Here is a 19,395-nt window from a genome sequence, read left to right on the forward strand (position 1 = left end):
TTATTTATCATTAAAAAATTTATAATAAAAATTATAACTTTATCAAAAAGTAACAATCATAAACATCAACATAACATATTTATTTCCAATATTTATATTGGATTTTTTTTATTTAAGATATTTTAAATTTTTATATCGATAATATTTATCATAGATATGATAAATTATAAATGAATGTATTTATAACATAACGCTTAATACTAAAAAAAATTTAAATATAAATCAACATTATTACTAAATTATTTTATTTTAATTTTAAAATATATAAAAAATCAATTATTTGTAGCCATAAAATTTTTTATTCTACTCATATGTAATAAATATAAATAATTATTGCATACGTGAATAAAAAAAAATCTTATATTAAAATTTTTATTATTTATTTTTTATCTTTATTACTAGTTTGCATAACTATTATATTTATAGTTATTTATGCAGGATATAAAGGATTTTTAGGAAAATTACCTAGTGATAAAGAAATAAGAAGTCCAAAAATGGAAATTGGATCAAAAGTATATGATTGTAAAGGCGTATTACTAGGAAAATTTTTTTATGAAAATAGAAATTTAATTACTTATAAACAACTTCCAAAGAATTTAGTAAATGCTTTATTAGCAAAAGAAGATATACGTTTTCGAAAACATTCAGGAATTGATATAAAATCAATTATAAGAGCTATTTTATCTATGGGAAAAAAAGGAGGAGGTAGTACAATTTCCCAACAATTAGCTAAGTTGTTCTTTACTAAGAAATCAGCAAAAAACAAAATTGAAAGAATTAATCAAAAAATATTAGAATGGATAATCGCTTTAGAATTAGAAAAACGTTATTCTAAAGAAGAAATTATTACTATGTATTATAATAAATTCGATTTTTTATACAATGCAAAAGGAATTGATACAGCTGCTCATACATATTTTGATAAAAAAGTTATTAATCTTAATTTAAATGAATGTGCTATATTGGTTGGAATGCTTGAAAATCCTTCTTTATATAATCCAATAGATTATCCCAATAGAGCAAAAAAACAAAGAAATTTAGTTTTATTTCAAATGATGAAATATAACTTTTTAAAGAATAATCAATATAATAATGAGTCTAAAAAACCAATAAGAACTTATTTTAAAATGAAAGATAAGGATATTGAATTTGTTACTTATTATGGTGGTTTTCTTAAAAAAGAAATTCAAAATTTATTAAATGAATACGAAATAAAAAAAGGAATAAAATTAAATCTTTATACTAGCGGATTAAAAATATATACATCTATTGATTCTAGAATGCAGAATTATGCAGAAAAATCTATAAAAATACATCTTAAAAAATTGCAATCAATATTCGATTCTATACAGAAAAAAAATAAAAAAGCTCCTTTTTCAAATATTTCTTATAAAAAAATAAATCGGATAATTTTATCGTCAATGCGACGAACTAATCTATATAATAGATTGAAAAAGAAAGGAATGGCTGAAAAAAATATTATAAAAATATTTAAAAAGAAAATTTTAGTTAAATTATTTACTTGGGATGGTAATAAAAAAGTTATGATGTCACCTTTGGATTTTATCCGTTATAAAAAAGGAATTATTCAAGCCGGATTATTATCAATGGAATCTTCTACAGGCCATATCAAAGCATGGGTTGGGGGTATAGATTTCAATAATTTTCAATATGATCATGTAGCACAAACAAAAAGACAAGTTGGATCAATATTTAAACCTATTTTATATGCTGCTGCAATTAAAAAATTACATTATAATCCTTGTACAATTATTTCAAATGAAAAATTTAAACTAAAAAATTGGATTCCTAGAAATCATAATGGAAAATATGGAGGATTTATGACATTAAAAGATGGATTGGCACTATCAGTAAATACTGTATCCGCTCGTATAATGGAAAAAGTTACTCCAAAAACAGTAATTGAATTAGCAAAAAAAATGGGGGTAGAATCCACTATTCCAGAAAATCAATCCATTGCATTAGGATCTGCAGATCTTACTTTATATGAAATGACAGGAGTATTTAATACTTTTTCAAATTTTGGAATTTATAATAAACCTTCTATTTTATTAAAAATAGAAGATAGAAATGGAAATATTATTAAATATAATTATAATATTAAAAGAAAAGTTCTTAATAAAGACGTTGCATATATTATGTTAAACTTAATGCAAGGAGTAGTAAAATATGGAACAGCTAAAAGATTAACCAATCTATATAATATTAAAGGAGATATCGCAGGAAAAACTGGTACTACTAACGATAATTCAGATGGATGGTTTATAGGGATGATCCCTAATCTCACTACTGGTGTTTGGGTAGGATGGGAAAATAGATTTTCTCATTTTAATAGTCTAAAATTAGGACAAGGAGCTAATATGGCACTGCCTATATGGGCACATTATACAAACTATTTATATCACGATAAAAACTTTATTTATAATGAAAAAATGTTTTTTAAAAAACCTAAAAATTATCAATGGGATGAATGTGAAAACAAAATGGATCAAAAAGATGAAGATCAAATTAATCATAAAAAAGATAATAAGGAATTTATAGAAAATAAAACAGATAATCCAAATACTTTAGAAGATAATAAAGATAAAAATGAATTGAAATCTCCAGATAAAAAAGAAGATAAAGCGATTCAATCTGAAGAAAAACCCGAAACTAAATCTACCGGTAATAAACCCGAAACTAAATCTACCGGTAATAAATCCGAAACTAAATCTACCGGTAATAAACCCGAAACTAAATCTACTGGAAAGAAACCCGAAACTAAATCTACTGGGAAGAAACCCGAAACTAAATCTACTGGAAAGAAACCCGAAACTAAATCTACTGGGAAGAAACCCGAAACTAAATCTACTGGGAAGAAACCCGAAACTAAATCTACTGGAAAGAAACCCGAAACTAAATCTACTGGAAAGAAACCCGAAACTAAATCTACTGGGAAGAAACCTGAAACTAAATCTACTGGGAAGAAACCTGAAACTAAATCTACTGGTAAGAAACCTGAAACTAAATCTACCGGTAAGAAACCTGAAACTAAATCTACTGGTAAGAAACCTGAAACTAAATCTACCGGTAAGAAACCTGAAACTAAATCTAAAGGAAAGAAACCTGAAACTAAATCTAAAGGAAAGAAACCTGAAACTAAATCTACCGGTAAGAAACCCGAAACTAAATCTACTGGTAAGAAACCTGAAACTAAATCTACCGGTAAGAAACCCGAAACTAAATCTACTGGTAAGAAACCTGAAACTAAATCTAAAGGAAAAAAACCTGAACTAAAATCTACTGGTAAGAAACCTGAAACTAAATCTAAAGGAAAAAAACCTGAACTAAAATCTACTGGAAAAAAACCTGAAACTAAATCTAAAGGAAAAAAAACTGAACTAAAATCTACTGGAAAAAAACCTGAAACTAAATCTAAAGGAAAGAAAACCGAAACTAAATCTACCGGTAAGAAACCTGAAACTAAATCTACCGGTAAGAAACCTGAAACTAAATCTAAAGGAAAAAAACCTGAACTAAAATCTACTGGGAAGAAACCTGAAACTAAATCTAAAGGAAAAAAACCTGAACTAAAATCTACTGGAAAAAAACCTGAAACTAAATCTAAAGGAAAGAAACCCGAAACTAAATCTACCGGTAAGAAAACTGAAACTAAATCTAAAGGAAAAAAACCTGAACTAAAATCTACTGGAAAAAAACCTGAAACTAAATCTACCGGTAAGAAAACTGAAACTAAATCTAAAGGAAAAAAACCTGAAACTAAATCTAAAGGAAAAAAACCCTAATTAAAATATCAAAAAAATATTTATATGATTATTAATAAATACTTTTCATAAAGTAATCAATATATTTAATTAATATATCCTACAAATAATGGATTAAAATTATAATTGTATAATAAGCATTAATATATGGAAAAATATCTGGAACAGCTGTTTAAATATTTTATATTAATTCCAAATATTTATGGATTAACAAAAAAATCAAATAAATAATTCAATAAACGTCTTTTACATACTTTTTAATTTTTTTCATTTTGTTTATAAATAATATAGGGTCTTCTTTTCCTATTTCTTTTATAACCCGTAATATTGTATTTTCTACATCTACACTCATAGGATTTTTTTTTCCACATATATATATATATGCTCCATTTTTTATCCAATGGAAAAATTTCTCTCTATTTTCCCATATTTTATCTTGAACATATATCTTTTTTTTTTGATCTCTAGAAAAAGAAATATTTAAACGATCTAAAACTCCATTTTTTATCCAATTTTTAATTTCAGATTTATATAAATAATCATATTTATAATACTGATCTCCAAAAAATAACCAATTTTTTCCTGTTGATTTTGTTAATTCTCTTTCATATAAAAAAGATCTAAACGGAGCTATTCCTGTTCCAGGTCCTATCATAATTATATCTTCATTACGATTAGGTAATTTGAAAAAATTATTTTTATAAATAAAAAAACGTAGTTGATCACCTTTTTTCAGATTAGATAAAAAATTAGAACAATAACCATATTTTATTTTTCCATTTTTTTGAAATTTATTCAATAATACTGTGATATGTATTTCATTTAAATGTTTTTTTGGAGAAGAAGATATTGAATATAACCTAGGTTTTATAGGATCCATTATATTTATTATTTTTTTTAAAGAATAAATATTTTTTTGATCAATAGGATACCTATTAATTAAGTTAAAAATATCCCATTTTATTTCTTTAGAAATAATTATATTTTCATTATTACTTAATAGTAATGAATAATCTTTCAAAAATCTTTCAGATAAATTATATATACTTTTTTCTTTTTTTAAAGACAAAAAAATATCATAATTTTTTTTACAATCCTTTTCCCCAAAAATTTTCAATATTTTACAAACTTCATCATAAGTATTCTCAGGATAAATTCCTACAGAATCTCCTGGAAGATATTCTAAAGAAGATTTTATCTCAATATGATGAATTTTTCTATCAATATTTTTATTAATTATTATATTTTTAGATATGATTCCTATTGTTATTTTATTTTTTCTTAGAAAGAATTCTAATATATTTTTCAACCATTGTTTTGAATCTTCTATATACGAAACATCACATTTACATAATTTTAATATTCTAATACCTCCTATAATTTCTAATTGTTTATCTATATTTTCTCCAGCTTTACAAAAATTTTTATATGTTTTATCACCTAATGCTACAACACTATATTTCAAATTATTTAGATAAATATTTGTATGAATAAATTTAAAAAATTTTTTTCCTGAATTAGGGGGATCTCCATCGCCATGTGTACTAATGATGATCAGTAAATAATCTTCTTTATATAAGTTAGATAAACAATAATCATTTAAATCAAATAATTTTATGTTTAATTTTTTTTGTTTTATTTTGTTATAAATAGTAAAAGCTAAATCTTCTGCATTTCCAGTTTCACTACTATAAACTATAGTAATTTTTTCTTTATTAAGGTTATTATTATCATTATTTTTTTTTCTATTGAAATCATATAAATATCCAGATATAAAACCCGACATCCATATAATTTCTTTTTTAGATGAATTTTTAATTAAATCAATAAATATTTTATTATTGGATTTTTGTAACATTATTTATAAATTTTATTTTTAAAATAAATCATTAACTGATAAATATCTTTCTCCATTATCATAATTTATTGTTAAAATAACTGAATTTTTAGAAAACTTATTAAGATTATCATTTATTGCTGATAAAGATGCACCAGTAGATATTCCTACTAATAGTCCTTCTTTTTTAGCTATTCTCCTAACAAAATCATAAGATTTTTCCTTGGAAACTAAAAAAGTTCCATCCAATATTTTTTTATTTAAAACAGGTGGAATAAAACCAGCACCTATTCCTTGTATAGAATGTGTATTAGGTAATCCTCCAAATATAACTGCAGATTCTATAGGTTCTACAGAAAAAATTTTTATTTTTGGAAACTTATTTTTTAAAATTTCTCCTATTCCGGTAATATGTCCACCCGTTCCAACTCCAGTAATGAAATAATCTATTCCATTAGGAAATGATTCTAAAATCTCCTTTCCGGTAGTTTTTTTATGAATCATAATATTAGACTCATTTTGAAATTGTTTAGGCATCCAAGAATAAGGAATTGTATTGACTAATTCTTCAGCTTTTTCTATAGCCCCTTTCATACCTTTTTCTCCTGATGTAAGAACAAATTTTGCACCAAAAATAGAAAACAACTTTCTTCTTTCAATACTCATAGAATCCGGCATTACTAAAATTATCCGATATCCTTTAACAGTAGCTACCATTGCTAATCCCACACCCGTATTTCCAGATGTAGGTTCTACAATAATATACCCTTTTTTTAGGATACCCTTATCTTCTGCATCCTCTATCATAGATAAAGCAATTCTATCTTTAATACTTCCTCCAGGATTATTTCTTTCTAATTTCATCCAAACCTTATGATTTGGAAATAACCTACTTAAAAGTATATGAGGAGTTTTTCCTATAATTTCTAAAATACTTCTTACTTTCATTATATTGTAAAATCAATGGATTTTTTCAAATAATTACTATTTTTCATCATGATTTCATTTTTTTGATAAACAATAGAATACGGTGGGATGCTTTTGGTTACCCATACATTTCCCCCTAATATACTATGATGCCCTATTGTTGTATCCCCCCCTAAAACAGTAGCACCAGAATAAATAGTTACTTTATCTTCTATAGTAGGATGACGTTTCATATTCGATAATTTTTTATCAACATAAATTGCTCCAAGAGTAACACCTTGATATATTTTTACTTCATTTCCTATTTTAGTACTAGAACCTATTACGACTCCAGTTCCATGATCAATTGAAAAATCACAACCTATTTCTGCTCCAGCATGAATATCTACCCCAGTTTTACTATGAGCATATTCAGTAATTATTCTAGGAATAATTGGAATTTTTTGATTCCAAAATTGATGAGCTATTCTATATGAAGCAATAGCAAAAAAACCTGGATAAGTTAAAAATATTTCTTCAATAGATGTTGCAGCGGGATCCGTTTTTAATATTGCATCAGCATCTCTCAACAATAAATAATAAATATCTGGAACTTTTTCAAAAAATTTTTCTGAATAATTTTTGGATTCTATGCTAGATAAATTTAATTCAATGAAAATTGAATATAAAATTTTATGCAATTTTTTATATTTTTCCTCAAAAATTCTATTATTTTTCAATAATGAAAAATCAGGAGTAAATAAAATATGAAACAATCTTTCTAAAAAGAAATTAAACTTTTTTTTATTAGGAAAAAATTTTTTTTGTCTATTTTTTTCTTCAAAAAGATTTTTTAAAAAATCTGAATTAATCATATGATGTTAAAATTCCATACTTCATAAAAATAATAATAATAAATAATTCAATTTATAAGAATATAAAAATCAAAAAATAAAAAATATAATTTATAATATTGTAAAATATATTATATTTTTAATATTTAAATGAAAAAAATTAAAATAAAAAATCCAATTGTAGAAATAGATGGTGATGAAATGGCAAGAATAATATGGAAATATATAAAAGAATATTTTATTTTTCCATACCTTGATTTAAAAATAATTTATTTTGATTTAGGAATAAAAAATAGAGACTATACTAATGATCAAATAACAATAGATGCTGCTAATGCTATAAAAAAATATAATGTAGGAATAAAATGCGCCACAATAACCCCTGATAAAAATCGAATGAAAGAGTTTGATTTAAAAAAAATGTGGAAATCCCCAAATGGAACTATCCGTAATATATTAAATGGAACAGTATTTAGAGAACCAATAATAACAAAAAATATTCCTAGAATTATTCCAAATTGGAAATACCCGATATCTATTGCTAGACATGCTTATGCCGATCAATATAATGCTGTAGATCTAAATATAGAAGAAAAAGGAAATTTATATATTACATTTATTCCTTCTGAAAAAAAGAAGAAAGATAATCTTAAAAAGATTAAAATTCATACCTTTCTAGGTACTGGAATAGCTATGGGCATGTATAATACGGATCATTCTATTTACGGATTTGCCCGTTCTTGTTTCAATTACTCTATTTATAAAAAATGTGATCTTTTCCTTTCTACAAAGAATACTATCTTAAAAAGATATGATGGAAAATATACTGATATTTTTAAAAAAATATACGAATCTGAATTTAAATCGAAATTTGATAAACTTCATATAAAATATGAACACCGTTTAATAGACGATATGATAGCTAAAGTGATTAAGTCAAATGGAGGTTTTATATGGGCTTGTAAAAATTACGATGGTGATGTACAATCTGATCTAATAGCTCAAGGATTTGGATCGTTAGGTATGATGACATCTATTTTACTTACTCCAGATGGAAAAACATTAGAAGCTGAAGCGGCTCATGGAACTATTACTAGACATTATAGACTTTATAAAAAAGGGATTACTACCTCTACTAATCCAATAGCATTATTATTTTCATGGACAATGGGGCTTAAACATAGAGCTTATTTAGATTCTAATGATAGTTTAATGATTTTTTCTAAAAAAATAGAACAAAAATGCATAGAATTTGTAGAAAAAGGTAATTTAACAAAAGACTTATATTTATTAATAGATAAAAAAAAAGAAAATAACAATCTAAAATGTTTAGATACTAAATCTTTTCTTAAAAATTTAAGCATTTATTTCAATAAATAAACATAATAATTTTTATCATTCAAATTTATAAATTTGAATGATGAATAATTTTTTCCAAAATTAATTTTTTATTATATTTTCCTATAAAATTTTCATCAAAATTTGAAATGAAATAAATTTTTTTTGGCTTAAAAAATTTATTTTTTCCTTGAAATAAATAATTTGGAATTTTTATTGAAAAAAATTTTCCTTCAATAACTAATATTATTTTTTCCCCTAATATTTTATCAGGAATTGATGATATAAAAAATCTCCTATAAAAAGGAATTAAAAAATTAATTTTTCTTTCTATCAATTCTGGAATAACTTTTATTCCTCCAGTATTAATTATATTATCATATCTTCCAATCCATTCAAATGTATTTTTCGATTGTAAAGAAACAATATCATTTGTTTGTATAGGAGAATGATTGGTATATTGAAAATATATATTTAAACAATTTCTATTATCTGTAGTAATAGATATATCATCTAATAATCTATAATAATTACTTTGATTATCTCCATTAATCTTTTTTAATGCTATATGACCATAAGTTTCTGTCATTCCATATGTTAAATAACAATCAGTCGAAATTTTTTGCAATTTATTTTTAATATATTTAGATATTTTACTGCCTCCTATTAAAAGAATTTTTATTTTATTTAAATTTTCTATACTAGAAATAACTTGCATAGGGACCATTGAGGAAATATCGAAATTACACCCATAAATATTTTTTAATGGATTAGATGATGAAGGAATACATAAAATTTTCCATTTAAAAATTATAGCGCGAATTAAAAACATTTTTGTCGCTATGAAATCGGGAGATAAACATAATAATCCTTTAACATTTTTTTTATGATGTAATCCTAAAAAAATGACAGTTTTTATAGCTCTTTTATATAAATATTTTTTTTTTAAAAAAATTTTTTTAGGTGGTCCAGTGCTCCCAGATGTAAATACTTTTATTACATCAATATCACTATACCATTCACATAAAAAATCATTGATAGATTTATAATATTCTGATTTAGAATAATTAATTTTTTTTTCATAAGAAAAATCTATCCACATTTATTTTATAAATAATTATAGGGATAAGGATAAAATTCATTTTTTTGATATTCAAAATTAATAAATTTATTCATCCAAATAGATCCTTTTTTAATTTTTAATTTTAATTTAGGTGAAATTTCATTTTTATAAATGTTTCCGGTATATAAACCATGAAAATAAGAATTATTTTCTTTGTATTTTTGACTCATAACAAAAGTCCATTGAGAAATAGCATTAATCCCAATATTACTATCTAATGAAGAACTAACACACCATTTAATTTTTCTTTTATTAGCTTCTAAAATCCATTCCTCAGATTCAAAAAACCCCCCATTAACACTAGGTCTTATAATTAAAAAATCTGGTTTAATAAAATTTAATAACTCTTTTTTTTTATATAATTTATTGATCCCTATCAATTCTTCATCTAAAGCTATAGGTAAAATAGAATTTCTGCAGATTAAGGCCATATCCCCCCAATTACCTGGAGCTATTGGTTGTTCTATATAATAAATTGACTTAAAGTTATTTAATTCTCTATTTATAAAATATAATGTATCATTAACATTATTAAAACAACTATTAGCATCTAACTTTATTTGTATAAAGGGATATTTTTTTTCCAATTCTGTTAAAAAACAACATAAATTATCTAATAATTTTTTTTCTATTTTTATTTTAAATGATCTAAACCCAAAAATCATTTTTTTTTCTATAATTTTTAATAATTCTTTTTGACTTCTTTTTTTATAAAAATCTAACCATATTAAATTATTTAATGGAATTCCTCTTAACCCTTTTGTAAAAGGAGATGCATATAATATTGGAAATTTACTTTTTAGAGAGAAAATAGCCTGTTCTAAAGCAAATAGAATAGAAGGATTAGGTGAAGGAAATTTTCTATAATGACGTAATTTCAAATCATGAGGATAATTTAATTTTAATATATTATTAATTTCATATTCAATATTATTGTAGTTTTTCATGAATTTATCTTTCAACAATAATGGATTACATTCTCCTATTCCTATTTTATTATTTTCTCTTAATAAAATTATCCATATAGTATTTTTTACAAATAATTTGTTAGAATTATAGATGCCTTCTCTAAAAAAAAGATTTTTCCTTACAAAAAAAAAATCTAACCCCCAAAAATTTTTTTTTATAAAAATATTCATTATAATAATTATTTTAAATAATTAAACTTTCACCTTTTTTTAATAAAATTAATTGTTTTTCTTCATTAAGAAATTTTTTTACTGATTTTTTTTTATCAATTTTAATGTTATCAAAAGTATTATAATGTACCCCCAAAATTCTATTACATTTTAACAAATTTGAAGCAATAATTGCATCATCTACATCCATAGTGTATACCCCACCTATAGGTAATACTGATAAATTTAATTTTCCTAAAACTGGAATAAATGACATTTCATGTGTAATGGATGTATCTCCTGATAAATAAATATTTCCTTCATTAGTATGTAATAAAAAACCTCCAGGATTTCCACCATAAGTTCCGTCAATAAAAGAACTTGAATGTAATGCCAAAACATATTTTAATTTTCCAAATGAAAATTGAATAAATGATCCATAATTAATTGGATAAGTTCTTATTCCTTTTTTGCTAAAGAAATTAGATATTTCGTAATTAGAAATAACTAAAACATTTGGATTTTTTTGATAAAAATATTCAACATCAGATACATGATCGTAATGAGCATGAGTTAATAATATATAATCTATCTTTTTATTAAGAAACTTTTTTAATAAAAAAAAAGCATTAGAATCATTTTTATCTAAGAATGGATCTATTAATAATGTTTTATTAGATATTTCTAATAAATAACAACTGTGATTAATAAAAATTAAATTCATATTTTTATAATTTAAATTTTAATATAAATCAATATCCTATTATCAATCCATTAAAAAAAATAATCAGAACTAATTTTTTTAATTCTTTTGTTAAATACAATTTTTCTTTTGATACAAAAATTTTAGCAATATGTTTAAATAATAAAAAATATATTATACTTAATAAAAACCATTGATATACACTTTTATTGTTTATTAAAAATAATACAAAACTTAACAAAATAGATATTAATATTATACCTAAATGGTATATTTTTATATATCTAGGACCTAACCAAGTAGCCATTGTACGTTTTCCACTTGCTAAATCATTTTCTATGTCTCTCATATTATTAATATTTAATACAGAAACATTTAAAAATCCTATAGATAAAGATATTAAAACAATATCAATTGTTTTTGGAAAAAAAAATGTAAATAAAAAAAAACTTCCTAAGACTGATATAATTCCAAAAAAAATTAATACTGATAAATCTCCACATCCCACTAACCAACCATACGATGGCCCTATGGAATAGCAAATTGATGCAAGAATACATAAAATTAATCCTATAAAAAAAATTAAGAAAAAAAGAATATTAAAAAAAAAAACGGTTTTATATATAAGTAAAAATCCTAATGAAAAAGATAAAATAGATAATAAATATATAGCTTTTTTTACTTGTTTTTTTAATAGAAAACCATTAAAAATCATTTTTTTTTGAAAATTATTATTGCCATGATCTAATCCTTTTTCATAATCTCCATAATCATTAGCAATATTCGATAATAATTGTAATGATATAGATGTAAGTATACACAACAAATATGTAATTATATTATTATTATTTGTCTTAATAAATCTAGCATGTAAATAACTTGCAGTTATTCCAGATAAAGCCAATGGTAAAGTATGAATACGAAATGCATAAATCCAATATTTTAATTTCATAAAAATTTTTTAAATTTTTTAAAATTAGGTTTTCTCTTTTCTAAAAATGCAATTTTTCCTTCTTGCGACTCCTCCATTAAATAAAACATTAAGGTAGCATCTCCAGCTAATTGCATTAATCCATGTTGTCCATCTAGTTCTGCATTTAAACAACGTTTTATTAATCTTATTGCCATAGGACTTCTTTCTTGAATAAGATTACACCATTTAATGGTTTCTTTTTCTAATTTATTCTGGCATACTACCTTATTAATTAACCCCATTTTTAATGCTTCATTTGCAGTATATTTCTTACATAAGAACCACATTTCTCTTGTTTTTTTTTGACCAATATGACGTGCTAAATATGAACTTCCAAATCCTCCATCAAAAGATCCAACTTTTGGACCCACTTGACTAAAAATTGCATTTTTAGAAGCTATTGTTAAATCACAAACAACATGTAATACATGTCCTCCACCTATAGAAAATCCATTTACCATAGCTATTACTGGTTTAGATGACTCACGAATTTTTTTATAAAAATTTAAAATATTTAATCTTGGAATTCCGTCTTTTCCTAAATATCCTCCTAATCCTCTTGTATTTTGATCACCACCGGAGCAAAAATATTTTTTACCAGTTCCAGTTATAATTATAACATCTATATCTATCCTATTTTCACATATATTTATAGCATCTATCATTTCATTTACTGTTTGTACTCGAAATGCATTACAAACTTTTTCTCTATTAATTTCTATTTTGGAAATTCCATTCCAATAATAAAATAAAATATCTTTATATTTTTTTACTATTTTCCAATTTATTTCAGAATTCATAAACACTAAAATATAATATTGCCAATTAACAACTGATATATAACAATAATATAATTGATTAGATAATTTTTTAAAGAATTAAATATATATATCCAAATATATATCCAATTAATGCTATCCAACTTATTTTTTTTAGATACCAAATGAAATCAATTTTTTCCATACCCATAGCCGTAACTCCAGAAGCTGATCCAATAATAAATAAACTCCCACCAGTACCAGATACATAAGCCATAAAATGCCATAAATCATTATCAATTTTAAAAGAAGAAAACATTGCTATAGTAGCTGCTACTAAAGGAACATTATCTATAATAGATGAAATAAATCCAAATAATAACGCGGTTATCTTCCAAGTAGGAAAAGAATATTTTATCCAATTTGAAAATTTATATAAAATCCCTAAAGATTCTAAAGAAGAAATTGATAATAAAATTCCAAAAAAAAATAATATACTAGAAAAATCTATTTTTTTTAAAATATCATCAATACAATTTTTAAATTTTTTCTTATAAATAATAGTGCAAATTAAAAGAAGTATACCAAAAGATAACATTATCCCCATATATGGAGGAATTCCTATTATATTTTTATATATTGGAACCAATAACATTAAAATTAATCCTAATTTTAACATAAAAAATCCTATTTTAATATTCTCTTTTGATAGGTTATTATTTTTCACATAATGTATATTTCCACGAAAAATAGGAATGTAACTACCTATAAATGTTGATATTGCCATACATATAATAGATGGAATAAATAGTTTTTTTATGAGCAAAAAAGTGGTTACTTTTTTTGAAATCCATAACATTGTGGTAGTAATATCACCAATAGGAGACCAAACACCTCCCGCATTTGCGGCTATAATTATAATTCCTAAATAATATAAACGTTCTTTATAATTTGGAATTATTTTTCTTAAAAGAGAAATTAATACTATAGTAGTTGTTAGATTATCTATTATTGCAGATAAAAAAAAAGATATAATACTTAATTTCCATAATAATTTTCGTTTACTTTTGGTATATAAAAGTTCTTTAAGAGCTTCAAAAGCAAAAAAATTTTCTATAACTAAAATAATAGCCATAGCTCCAATAATAAAAAATATAATTTCAGATGCCTTTCCTAAATGAATTAATAATAAATCATATGATTTTTTTTTAATTAATAAATTATTGACTAATTCATAAACAGGAATATTAAAATATATTATTAACGACCAAGTTATAATAGCCATTAAAATAGATGGAATTATTTTATTCAAGAAAATAATATTTCCAAATGCAATAAGTAAATATCCAATAATAAAAATTAGGATTACCATTAATTTATTTTCAATAAAAAATTTATGTTAAAAATCCCATTTTGAATAACATGAATTTTTTCCAATTTCTTCTTCGATACGTAATAACTCATTATATTTAGAAGTTCTTTCAGAACGACAAATAGATCCAGTTTTTATTTGTTGTATATTAAATGCAACCGATAAATTTGATATGAAAGAATCTTCTGTATCACCAGAACGATGAGATATAATATTTTGATATTTACTTTTTTTAGCGAAATTAATTGTTTCAATAGTCTCTGTTAATGTTCCAACTTGATTGAGTTTTATTAAAATAGAATTAGCAATATTTCTTTCTACTCCATTTTTTAATTTATCTATTTGAGTTACAAATAAATCATCACCTACCAATTGAATTTGATCACCTATTTCATTTGTTAATATTTTCCAACCTTTATAATCATTTTCTGCCATTCCATCTTCAATAGATATAATTGGATATTTATTAATCAAAAAAGATAAATATTCAGCATGTTCTTCCCTTGACTTTATATAGGATGTTTCAGTTTTTTTTTCAAAAATAGAATAATCGTACTTTCCATTAACGTAGAATTCACTAGCTGCACAATCTATGGCAATAGATACATCATCATATGGTTCATAGCCAGATAAATGAATAGATTCTAATATCTGATCTAAAACCTCTTCTGCACCATTAAAATTTGGAGTGAATCCTCCTTCATCTCCTAAACTAGTTGAAATTTTTTTTTTATTTAATAAATTCTTTAATTGATAAAAAATATTATGACTAATTTTTAGAGAATCTAAGAAATTATTACATTTAATAGGAACAATCATAAATTCTTGAAAAGCTATAGAAGCATTGGAATGTTTTCCTCCATTAATAATATTTACTAATGGAATAGGCAAAAAATTAGTAAAAATTCCTCCAATATATTTATAAATAGGTAATCCTATCTCTATAGATGCTGCTTTTGCTGTTGCAATAGATACCGCTAAAATAGAATTCCCTCCTAATACTCTTTTATTATTAGTTCCATCTAAATTAATCATCAGCTTATCTATTTCAATCTGATCAAAAATTGATTTTCCAATTAATTCAGGAGCGATCATATTTGTAACGTTATAAATAGCTTTTAATACACCATTTCCAGAAAATATATTTTTATCATTATCACGTAATTCAAATACTTCATTAGCTCCTTTAGATGCTCCTGATGGTATAGATGCTCTTCCAATAATATTATTTGTTGTGATTAAATCTACTTCTAATGTAGGATTTCCTCTAGAATCTAATATTTGCCTAGCTTTAATATTTTTAATTCTACTCATTATTAATCTTTTTTTTCTTACTTCTTCTTGTTTTTTTAGATTTTATATTTTTTTTAGAATCATAAAAATTTTCATTAAAATCTACTAATTCTATGAAAGAAATTATTGATTTATCCCCCAAACGATATCCAACTTTCAATATTCTAGTATATCCTCCTGGACGTTCTCTGACTTTTTTAAAAGTATCCTTAAATAACTCTAAAACTGCTTTTTTATCTCTTAAATAAGAAAAAATAATTCTTCTAGAATGATTAGAATCTATTTTAGATTTAGTAATAATAGGTTCAATAAACTTTCTTAAAACTTTAGAAATAGTTAAAGTAGTAAATACTCTTTTTTTTTTAATTAAAGAAGAAGCTAAATTAGAAAGTAAAGATTTCCTATGTCCATATTTCCTACCTATAGACTTATTTTTATTTCTATGATTCATAATATAATACTACTTTGATTTAGTTATTTGTCTCCGTTTTTATTATAATTCAATTTATATTCTAAAGTTTTCATTCCAAAATATAATTCTTTTTCCTTCATTTTTTTTTCTAATTCAAATAACGATTTTTTACCAAAATTTCTCATTTTTAATAAACTATTTTTATTACAATTTACTAATTCTTCTACAGTATTTATCGAAGCCAATCTTAAACAATTTTTTGTACGAACAGATAAATCCATATCACTTAATCGTGACTTCAATAAAGTCCTCATTTTCAAATATTCTTCGTTATATTTTCTTTTATTTTTACCGACTATATCTTTTTCTTTTTTATCAATTTTTTCATTTGAAAAAATTGATAAATATTTAATTAATATTCCTGAAGCCTCCATTAATGCTTGTTTAGGAGATATAGAACCATCAGTCTTTATTTCTAAAGATAATTTTTCAAAATCAGTTTTTTGTCCTACTCTACAATTTTCTACTTTATATTTAACATTTTTAATAGGAGTATAAATAGAATCTATAGGAATTAAACCAATTACTGAATCAAAATTTTTTTTATTTTCTTCTGCTGGGACGTATCCTCTACCAACTTCAATAGTGAAACTCATCTTTAAAATGACTGAATCTTCTTTATTACAAATAATTAAATCATCATTTAAAATAATAAATCCAGAAATAAATTTATTTAAAATTTTACCTGTTATAATTTCTCCTTGATCAATAAAAATATTTACTATTTCTTTTTCGACTCCTGAAACAATCTGTTTAAAACGAATTTTTTTTAAATTTAGAATTATTTCAGTTACATCTTCAGCTACTCCTTCTATAGTAGAAAATTCATATTTTACTCCAGAAATTTTTAAAGAAGTAATAGCGTATCCTTTCAAAGATCCTAATAATATTCTTCTCAATGAATTACCTAAAGTAATTCCGTAACCTGGTTCTAATGGTTTTAGATGAAAAATACTACTATTATCTGAATTTTCAGAAACTAAAATTTTATCAGGTTTAACAAAGTCTAAAATTGCCATTTTTATACTTTATTTTGAATATAATTCTACTATTAGTTGTTCTTTGATATTTTCTGGAATTTGATTTCTACTTGGTAAAAAGACCAATGTTCCAATCATATTTTTTTCATCAAAAGATAACCATTCTACCAAAATATTTTTATTTTGATTAATAGAATCAACTATAACAGGATGTTTTTTTGAACCTTTTTTTATTCCAATTTTATCGCCTTTTTTTAATCTAAAAGATGGAATATTCACCACTTTTTCATTAACAGTAATATGTTTATGACTGACTATTTGACGAGCAGAGCATCTAGATGGTGAAAATCTCAACCTAAATACTACGTTATCTAAACGACTTTCACAAAATTGTAAAAGTAATTCTCCAGTAATCCCCTTTTTCTTTGAAGCTTCTAAGTATAATCTTTCAAACTGACGTTCTAAAATACCATAAGTGTATTTAGCTTTTTGTTTTTCTAATAATTGAATTAAATATTCTGAACGTTTTCCTTTCCTTCTAAAAGGACTACTATGTTCACTTGTTATATATTTTCGTCTATTAAAATATTTATCTTCTCCAAAAATAGATTCTCCTAATCTTCTAGAAATTTTAGTCTTAGGTCCAATATATCTTGCCATAATAAAAATTTTTTTATACTCTTCTTCTTTTAGGTGGTCTACATCCATTATGAGGTAATGGTGTAATATCTTTAATCATAGTTACTGCAATTCCAGCATTACTTAATGCTCTTATCGCAGCATCTCTACCAGCTCCAGGTCCTTTTACTTTTACTTCCACTTTTTTTAATCCAGCATTTAATCCTTTTTTTGCTACATTTTCTGCAGTTTTTTGTGCGGCATAAGGTGTATTTTTTTTAGATCCTTTAAAATTCATTTTACCAGCAGAACCCCAAGCTATAACATCACCATTTTTATTTGTTAAAGTAATAATGATATTATTAAAACTAGACTGTATATGAGCTATCCCTACTGAGTCTACTACAATTGAATTTTTTTTCTTTTTTTTTTCTCTATTACTTCCAATAGATAATTTTCCCATATATTTCTATTTTATATTTATTTGATAACTTTTCTTTTATTTGCTACAGTCTTTTTTTTACCTTTTCTTGTTCTACAATTATTTTTAGTTTTTTGCCCTCTTAAAGGTAGACCTTTCCTATGCCTAATTCCTACATAACAACCAATATCTATAAGTTGTTTAATATTAAACTGAATTTCAGATCTCAATTCACCTTCAATTTTTATATTATTTGAAATATATTGACGTATTTTGCTAGTTTCTTCATCAGTCCAATCTTTTACCTTTTTATTCACATCTATTTTGACATAATTTAATATCTCTTTTGATATATTTTTTCCAATACCATAAAGGTAAGTAAGACCAATTATTCCTCTTTTATTTAAAGGAATTTCTACACCTGAAATCCTAACTGCCATAAAAATTCTTAATTATTAAAAATTATCCCTGTTTTTGTTTGAATTTAGGATTTTTTTTATTAATAATTCTTAAACAACCTTTCCTGCTAACAATTATGCAATTATTAGTTCTTTTTTTTAGAGATGCTTTTATTTTCATACATAAAATATTTTTACAATAATATCAATTAATATCTATAAGTTATTCTCCCTCTCTCTAAATCATAAGATGACATTTCTAATCTTACTTTATCTCCAGGTAAAATTTTTATATAATGCATTCTCATCTTACCAGAGATATGAGCTTTTATTATACAACCATTTTCTAATTTCACTCTAAACATAGCATTTGGAGATGAATCTATAATAGTTCCATCTATCTCTATATGTTTTTGCTTTGTCATTAATAACGTATTTTTAATAAT

At 23.6% G+C, this 19,395-nt stretch carries 19 protein-coding genes; 2 read left to right on the top strand and 17 right to left on the bottom strand.

Annotated elements, in window-relative coordinates:
• Positions 1–341 precede the first annotated feature (341 nt).
• Entirely contained in the window at positions 342–3,806 is a 3,465-nt protein-coding gene (locus tag H0H58_RS01620) for a transglycosylase domain-containing protein (protein WP_238785117.1), read from the top strand.
• Positions 3,807–4,017: 211 nt separating this feature from the next.
• Here the strand turns inward: H0H58_RS01620 and H0H58_RS01625 are convergent, their stop codons facing one another.
• Genes H0H58_RS01625 through epsC form a run of 3 tightly spaced genes read right to left on the bottom strand, consistent with a single transcriptional unit; the run spans position 4,018 to position 7,403 of the window.
• Positions 4,018–5,643 carry a diflavin oxidoreductase gene (locus tag H0H58_RS01625; RefSeq protein WP_185864827.1) on the bottom strand — a complete coding sequence of 542 codons (1,626 nt, stop codon included), beginning with the start codon at positions 5,641–5,643 and terminating at the stop codon, positions 4,018–4,020.
• An 18-nt stretch (positions 5,644–5,661) separates the two neighbouring features.
• Positions 5,662–6,570: a cysteine synthase A gene (cysK, locus tag H0H58_RS01630; RefSeq protein ID WP_185864828.1), complete on the bottom strand. Its 909-nt coding sequence runs from the start codon at positions 6,568–6,570 to the stop codon at positions 5,662–5,664.
• Positions 6,570–7,403 carry a serine O-acetyltransferase EpsC gene (gene epsC, locus H0H58_RS01635; protein ID WP_185864829.1) on the bottom strand — a complete coding sequence of 278 codons (834 nt, stop codon included), beginning with the start codon at positions 7,401–7,403 and terminating at the stop codon, positions 6,570–6,572. The genes cysK and epsC overlap by 1 nt, the downstream gene beginning before the upstream one ends.
• Before the next feature lie 129 nt (positions 7,404–7,532).
• On the opposite strand from epsC, the gene H0H58_RS01640 reads away from it, so the two are divergent.
• Entirely contained in the window at positions 7,533–8,762 is a 1,230-nt protein-coding gene (locus H0H58_RS01640) for an NADP-dependent isocitrate dehydrogenase (RefSeq protein WP_185864830.1), read from the top strand.
• Positions 8,763–8,787: 25 nt separating this feature from the next.
• Here H0H58_RS01640 and H0H58_RS01645 read toward each other — a convergent pair whose 3' ends face one another.
• From H0H58_RS01645 to infA, 14 genes are all read right to left on the bottom strand, one after another.
• Complete coding sequence (locus H0H58_RS01645) at positions 8,788–9,822, bottom strand: AMP-binding protein (protein ID WP_185864831.1); 1,035 nt, start codon at positions 9,820–9,822, stop codon at positions 8,788–8,790.
• A 5-nt stretch (positions 9,823–9,827) separates the two neighbouring features.
• Positions 9,828–10,982, bottom strand: a complete 1,155-nt coding sequence (locus tag H0H58_RS01650; protein WP_185864832.1) for an enolase-like domain-containing protein — start codon at positions 10,980–10,982, stop codon at positions 9,828–9,830.
• A 13-nt stretch (positions 10,983–10,995) separates the two neighbouring features.
• Entirely contained in the window at positions 10,996–11,685 is a 690-nt protein-coding gene (locus H0H58_RS01655) for a metal-dependent hydrolase (protein ID WP_185864833.1), read from the bottom strand.
• A 28-nt stretch (positions 11,686–11,713) separates the two neighbouring features.
• A complete protein-coding gene (gene menA / locus H0H58_RS01660; protein WP_185864834.1) occupies positions 11,714–12,616 on the bottom strand; it encodes a 1,4-dihydroxy-2-naphthoate octaprenyltransferase in 903 nt (300 codons plus the stop codon).
• A complete protein-coding gene (gene menB, locus H0H58_RS01665; RefSeq protein WP_185864835.1) occupies positions 12,613–13,437 on the bottom strand; it encodes a 1,4-dihydroxy-2-naphthoyl-CoA synthase in 825 nt (274 codons plus the stop codon). Before menB ends, menA begins: the two co-directional genes overlap by 4 nt.
• A 70-nt stretch (positions 13,438–13,507) precedes the next feature.
• Positions 13,508–14,767: an SLC13 family permease gene (locus tag H0H58_RS01670; RefSeq protein ID WP_185864836.1), complete on the bottom strand. Its 1,260-nt coding sequence runs from the start codon at positions 14,765–14,767 to the stop codon at positions 13,508–13,510.
• Positions 14,768–14,794: 27 nt separating this feature from the next.
• Positions 14,795–16,081, bottom strand: coding sequence for a phosphopyruvate hydratase (eno, locus tag H0H58_RS01675; protein ID WP_185864837.1), 1,287 nt, complete (start codon positions 16,079–16,081; stop codon positions 14,795–14,797).
• Complete coding sequence (gene rplQ, locus H0H58_RS01680) at positions 16,074–16,511, bottom strand: 50S ribosomal protein L17 (RefSeq protein ID WP_185864838.1); 438 nt, start codon at positions 16,509–16,511, stop codon at positions 16,074–16,076. The genes eno and rplQ overlap by 8 nt, the downstream gene beginning before the upstream one ends.
• A 23-nt stretch (positions 16,512–16,534) precedes the next feature.
• Complete coding sequence (locus H0H58_RS01685; RefSeq protein WP_185864839.1) at positions 16,535–17,551, bottom strand: DNA-directed RNA polymerase subunit alpha; 1,017 nt, start codon at positions 17,549–17,551, stop codon at positions 16,535–16,537.
• A gap of 9 nt (positions 17,552–17,560) precedes the next feature.
• Positions 17,561–18,172 (bottom strand): 30S ribosomal protein S4, encoded by a 612-nt coding sequence (rpsD, locus tag H0H58_RS01690; protein ID WP_185865282.1) that lies wholly within the window; start codon positions 18,170–18,172, stop codon positions 17,561–17,563.
• A gap of 13 nt (positions 18,173–18,185) precedes the next feature.
• On the bottom strand, positions 18,186–18,593 hold the full coding sequence (rpsK, locus tag H0H58_RS01695; protein ID WP_185864840.1) for a 30S ribosomal protein S11: 408 nt from the start codon (positions 18,591–18,593) through the stop codon (positions 18,186–18,188).
• Positions 18,594–18,610: 17 nt separating this feature from the next.
• Positions 18,611–18,991: a 30S ribosomal protein S13 gene (gene rpsM, locus H0H58_RS01700; RefSeq protein ID WP_185864841.1), complete on the bottom strand. Its 381-nt coding sequence runs from the start codon at positions 18,989–18,991 to the stop codon at positions 18,611–18,613.
• A gap of 22 nt (positions 18,992–19,013) precedes the next feature.
• Entirely contained in the window at positions 19,014–19,130 is a 117-nt protein-coding gene (gene rpmJ, locus H0H58_RS01705; RefSeq protein WP_185864842.1) for a 50S ribosomal protein L36, read from the bottom strand.
• Positions 19,131–19,158: 28 nt separating this feature from the next.
• On the bottom strand, positions 19,159–19,374 hold the full coding sequence (gene infA / locus H0H58_RS01710) for a translation initiation factor IF-1 (RefSeq protein ID WP_185864843.1): 216 nt from the start codon (positions 19,372–19,374) through the stop codon (positions 19,159–19,161).
• Between the last annotated feature and the right edge of the window lie 21 nt (positions 19,375–19,395).

This window comes from Blattabacterium cuenoti (genome assembly GCF_014251775.1).
GTDB classification, from domain to species: Bacteria; Bacteroidota; Bacteroidia; order Flavobacteriales; family Blattabacteriaceae; genus Blattabacterium; species Blattabacterium cuenoti_H.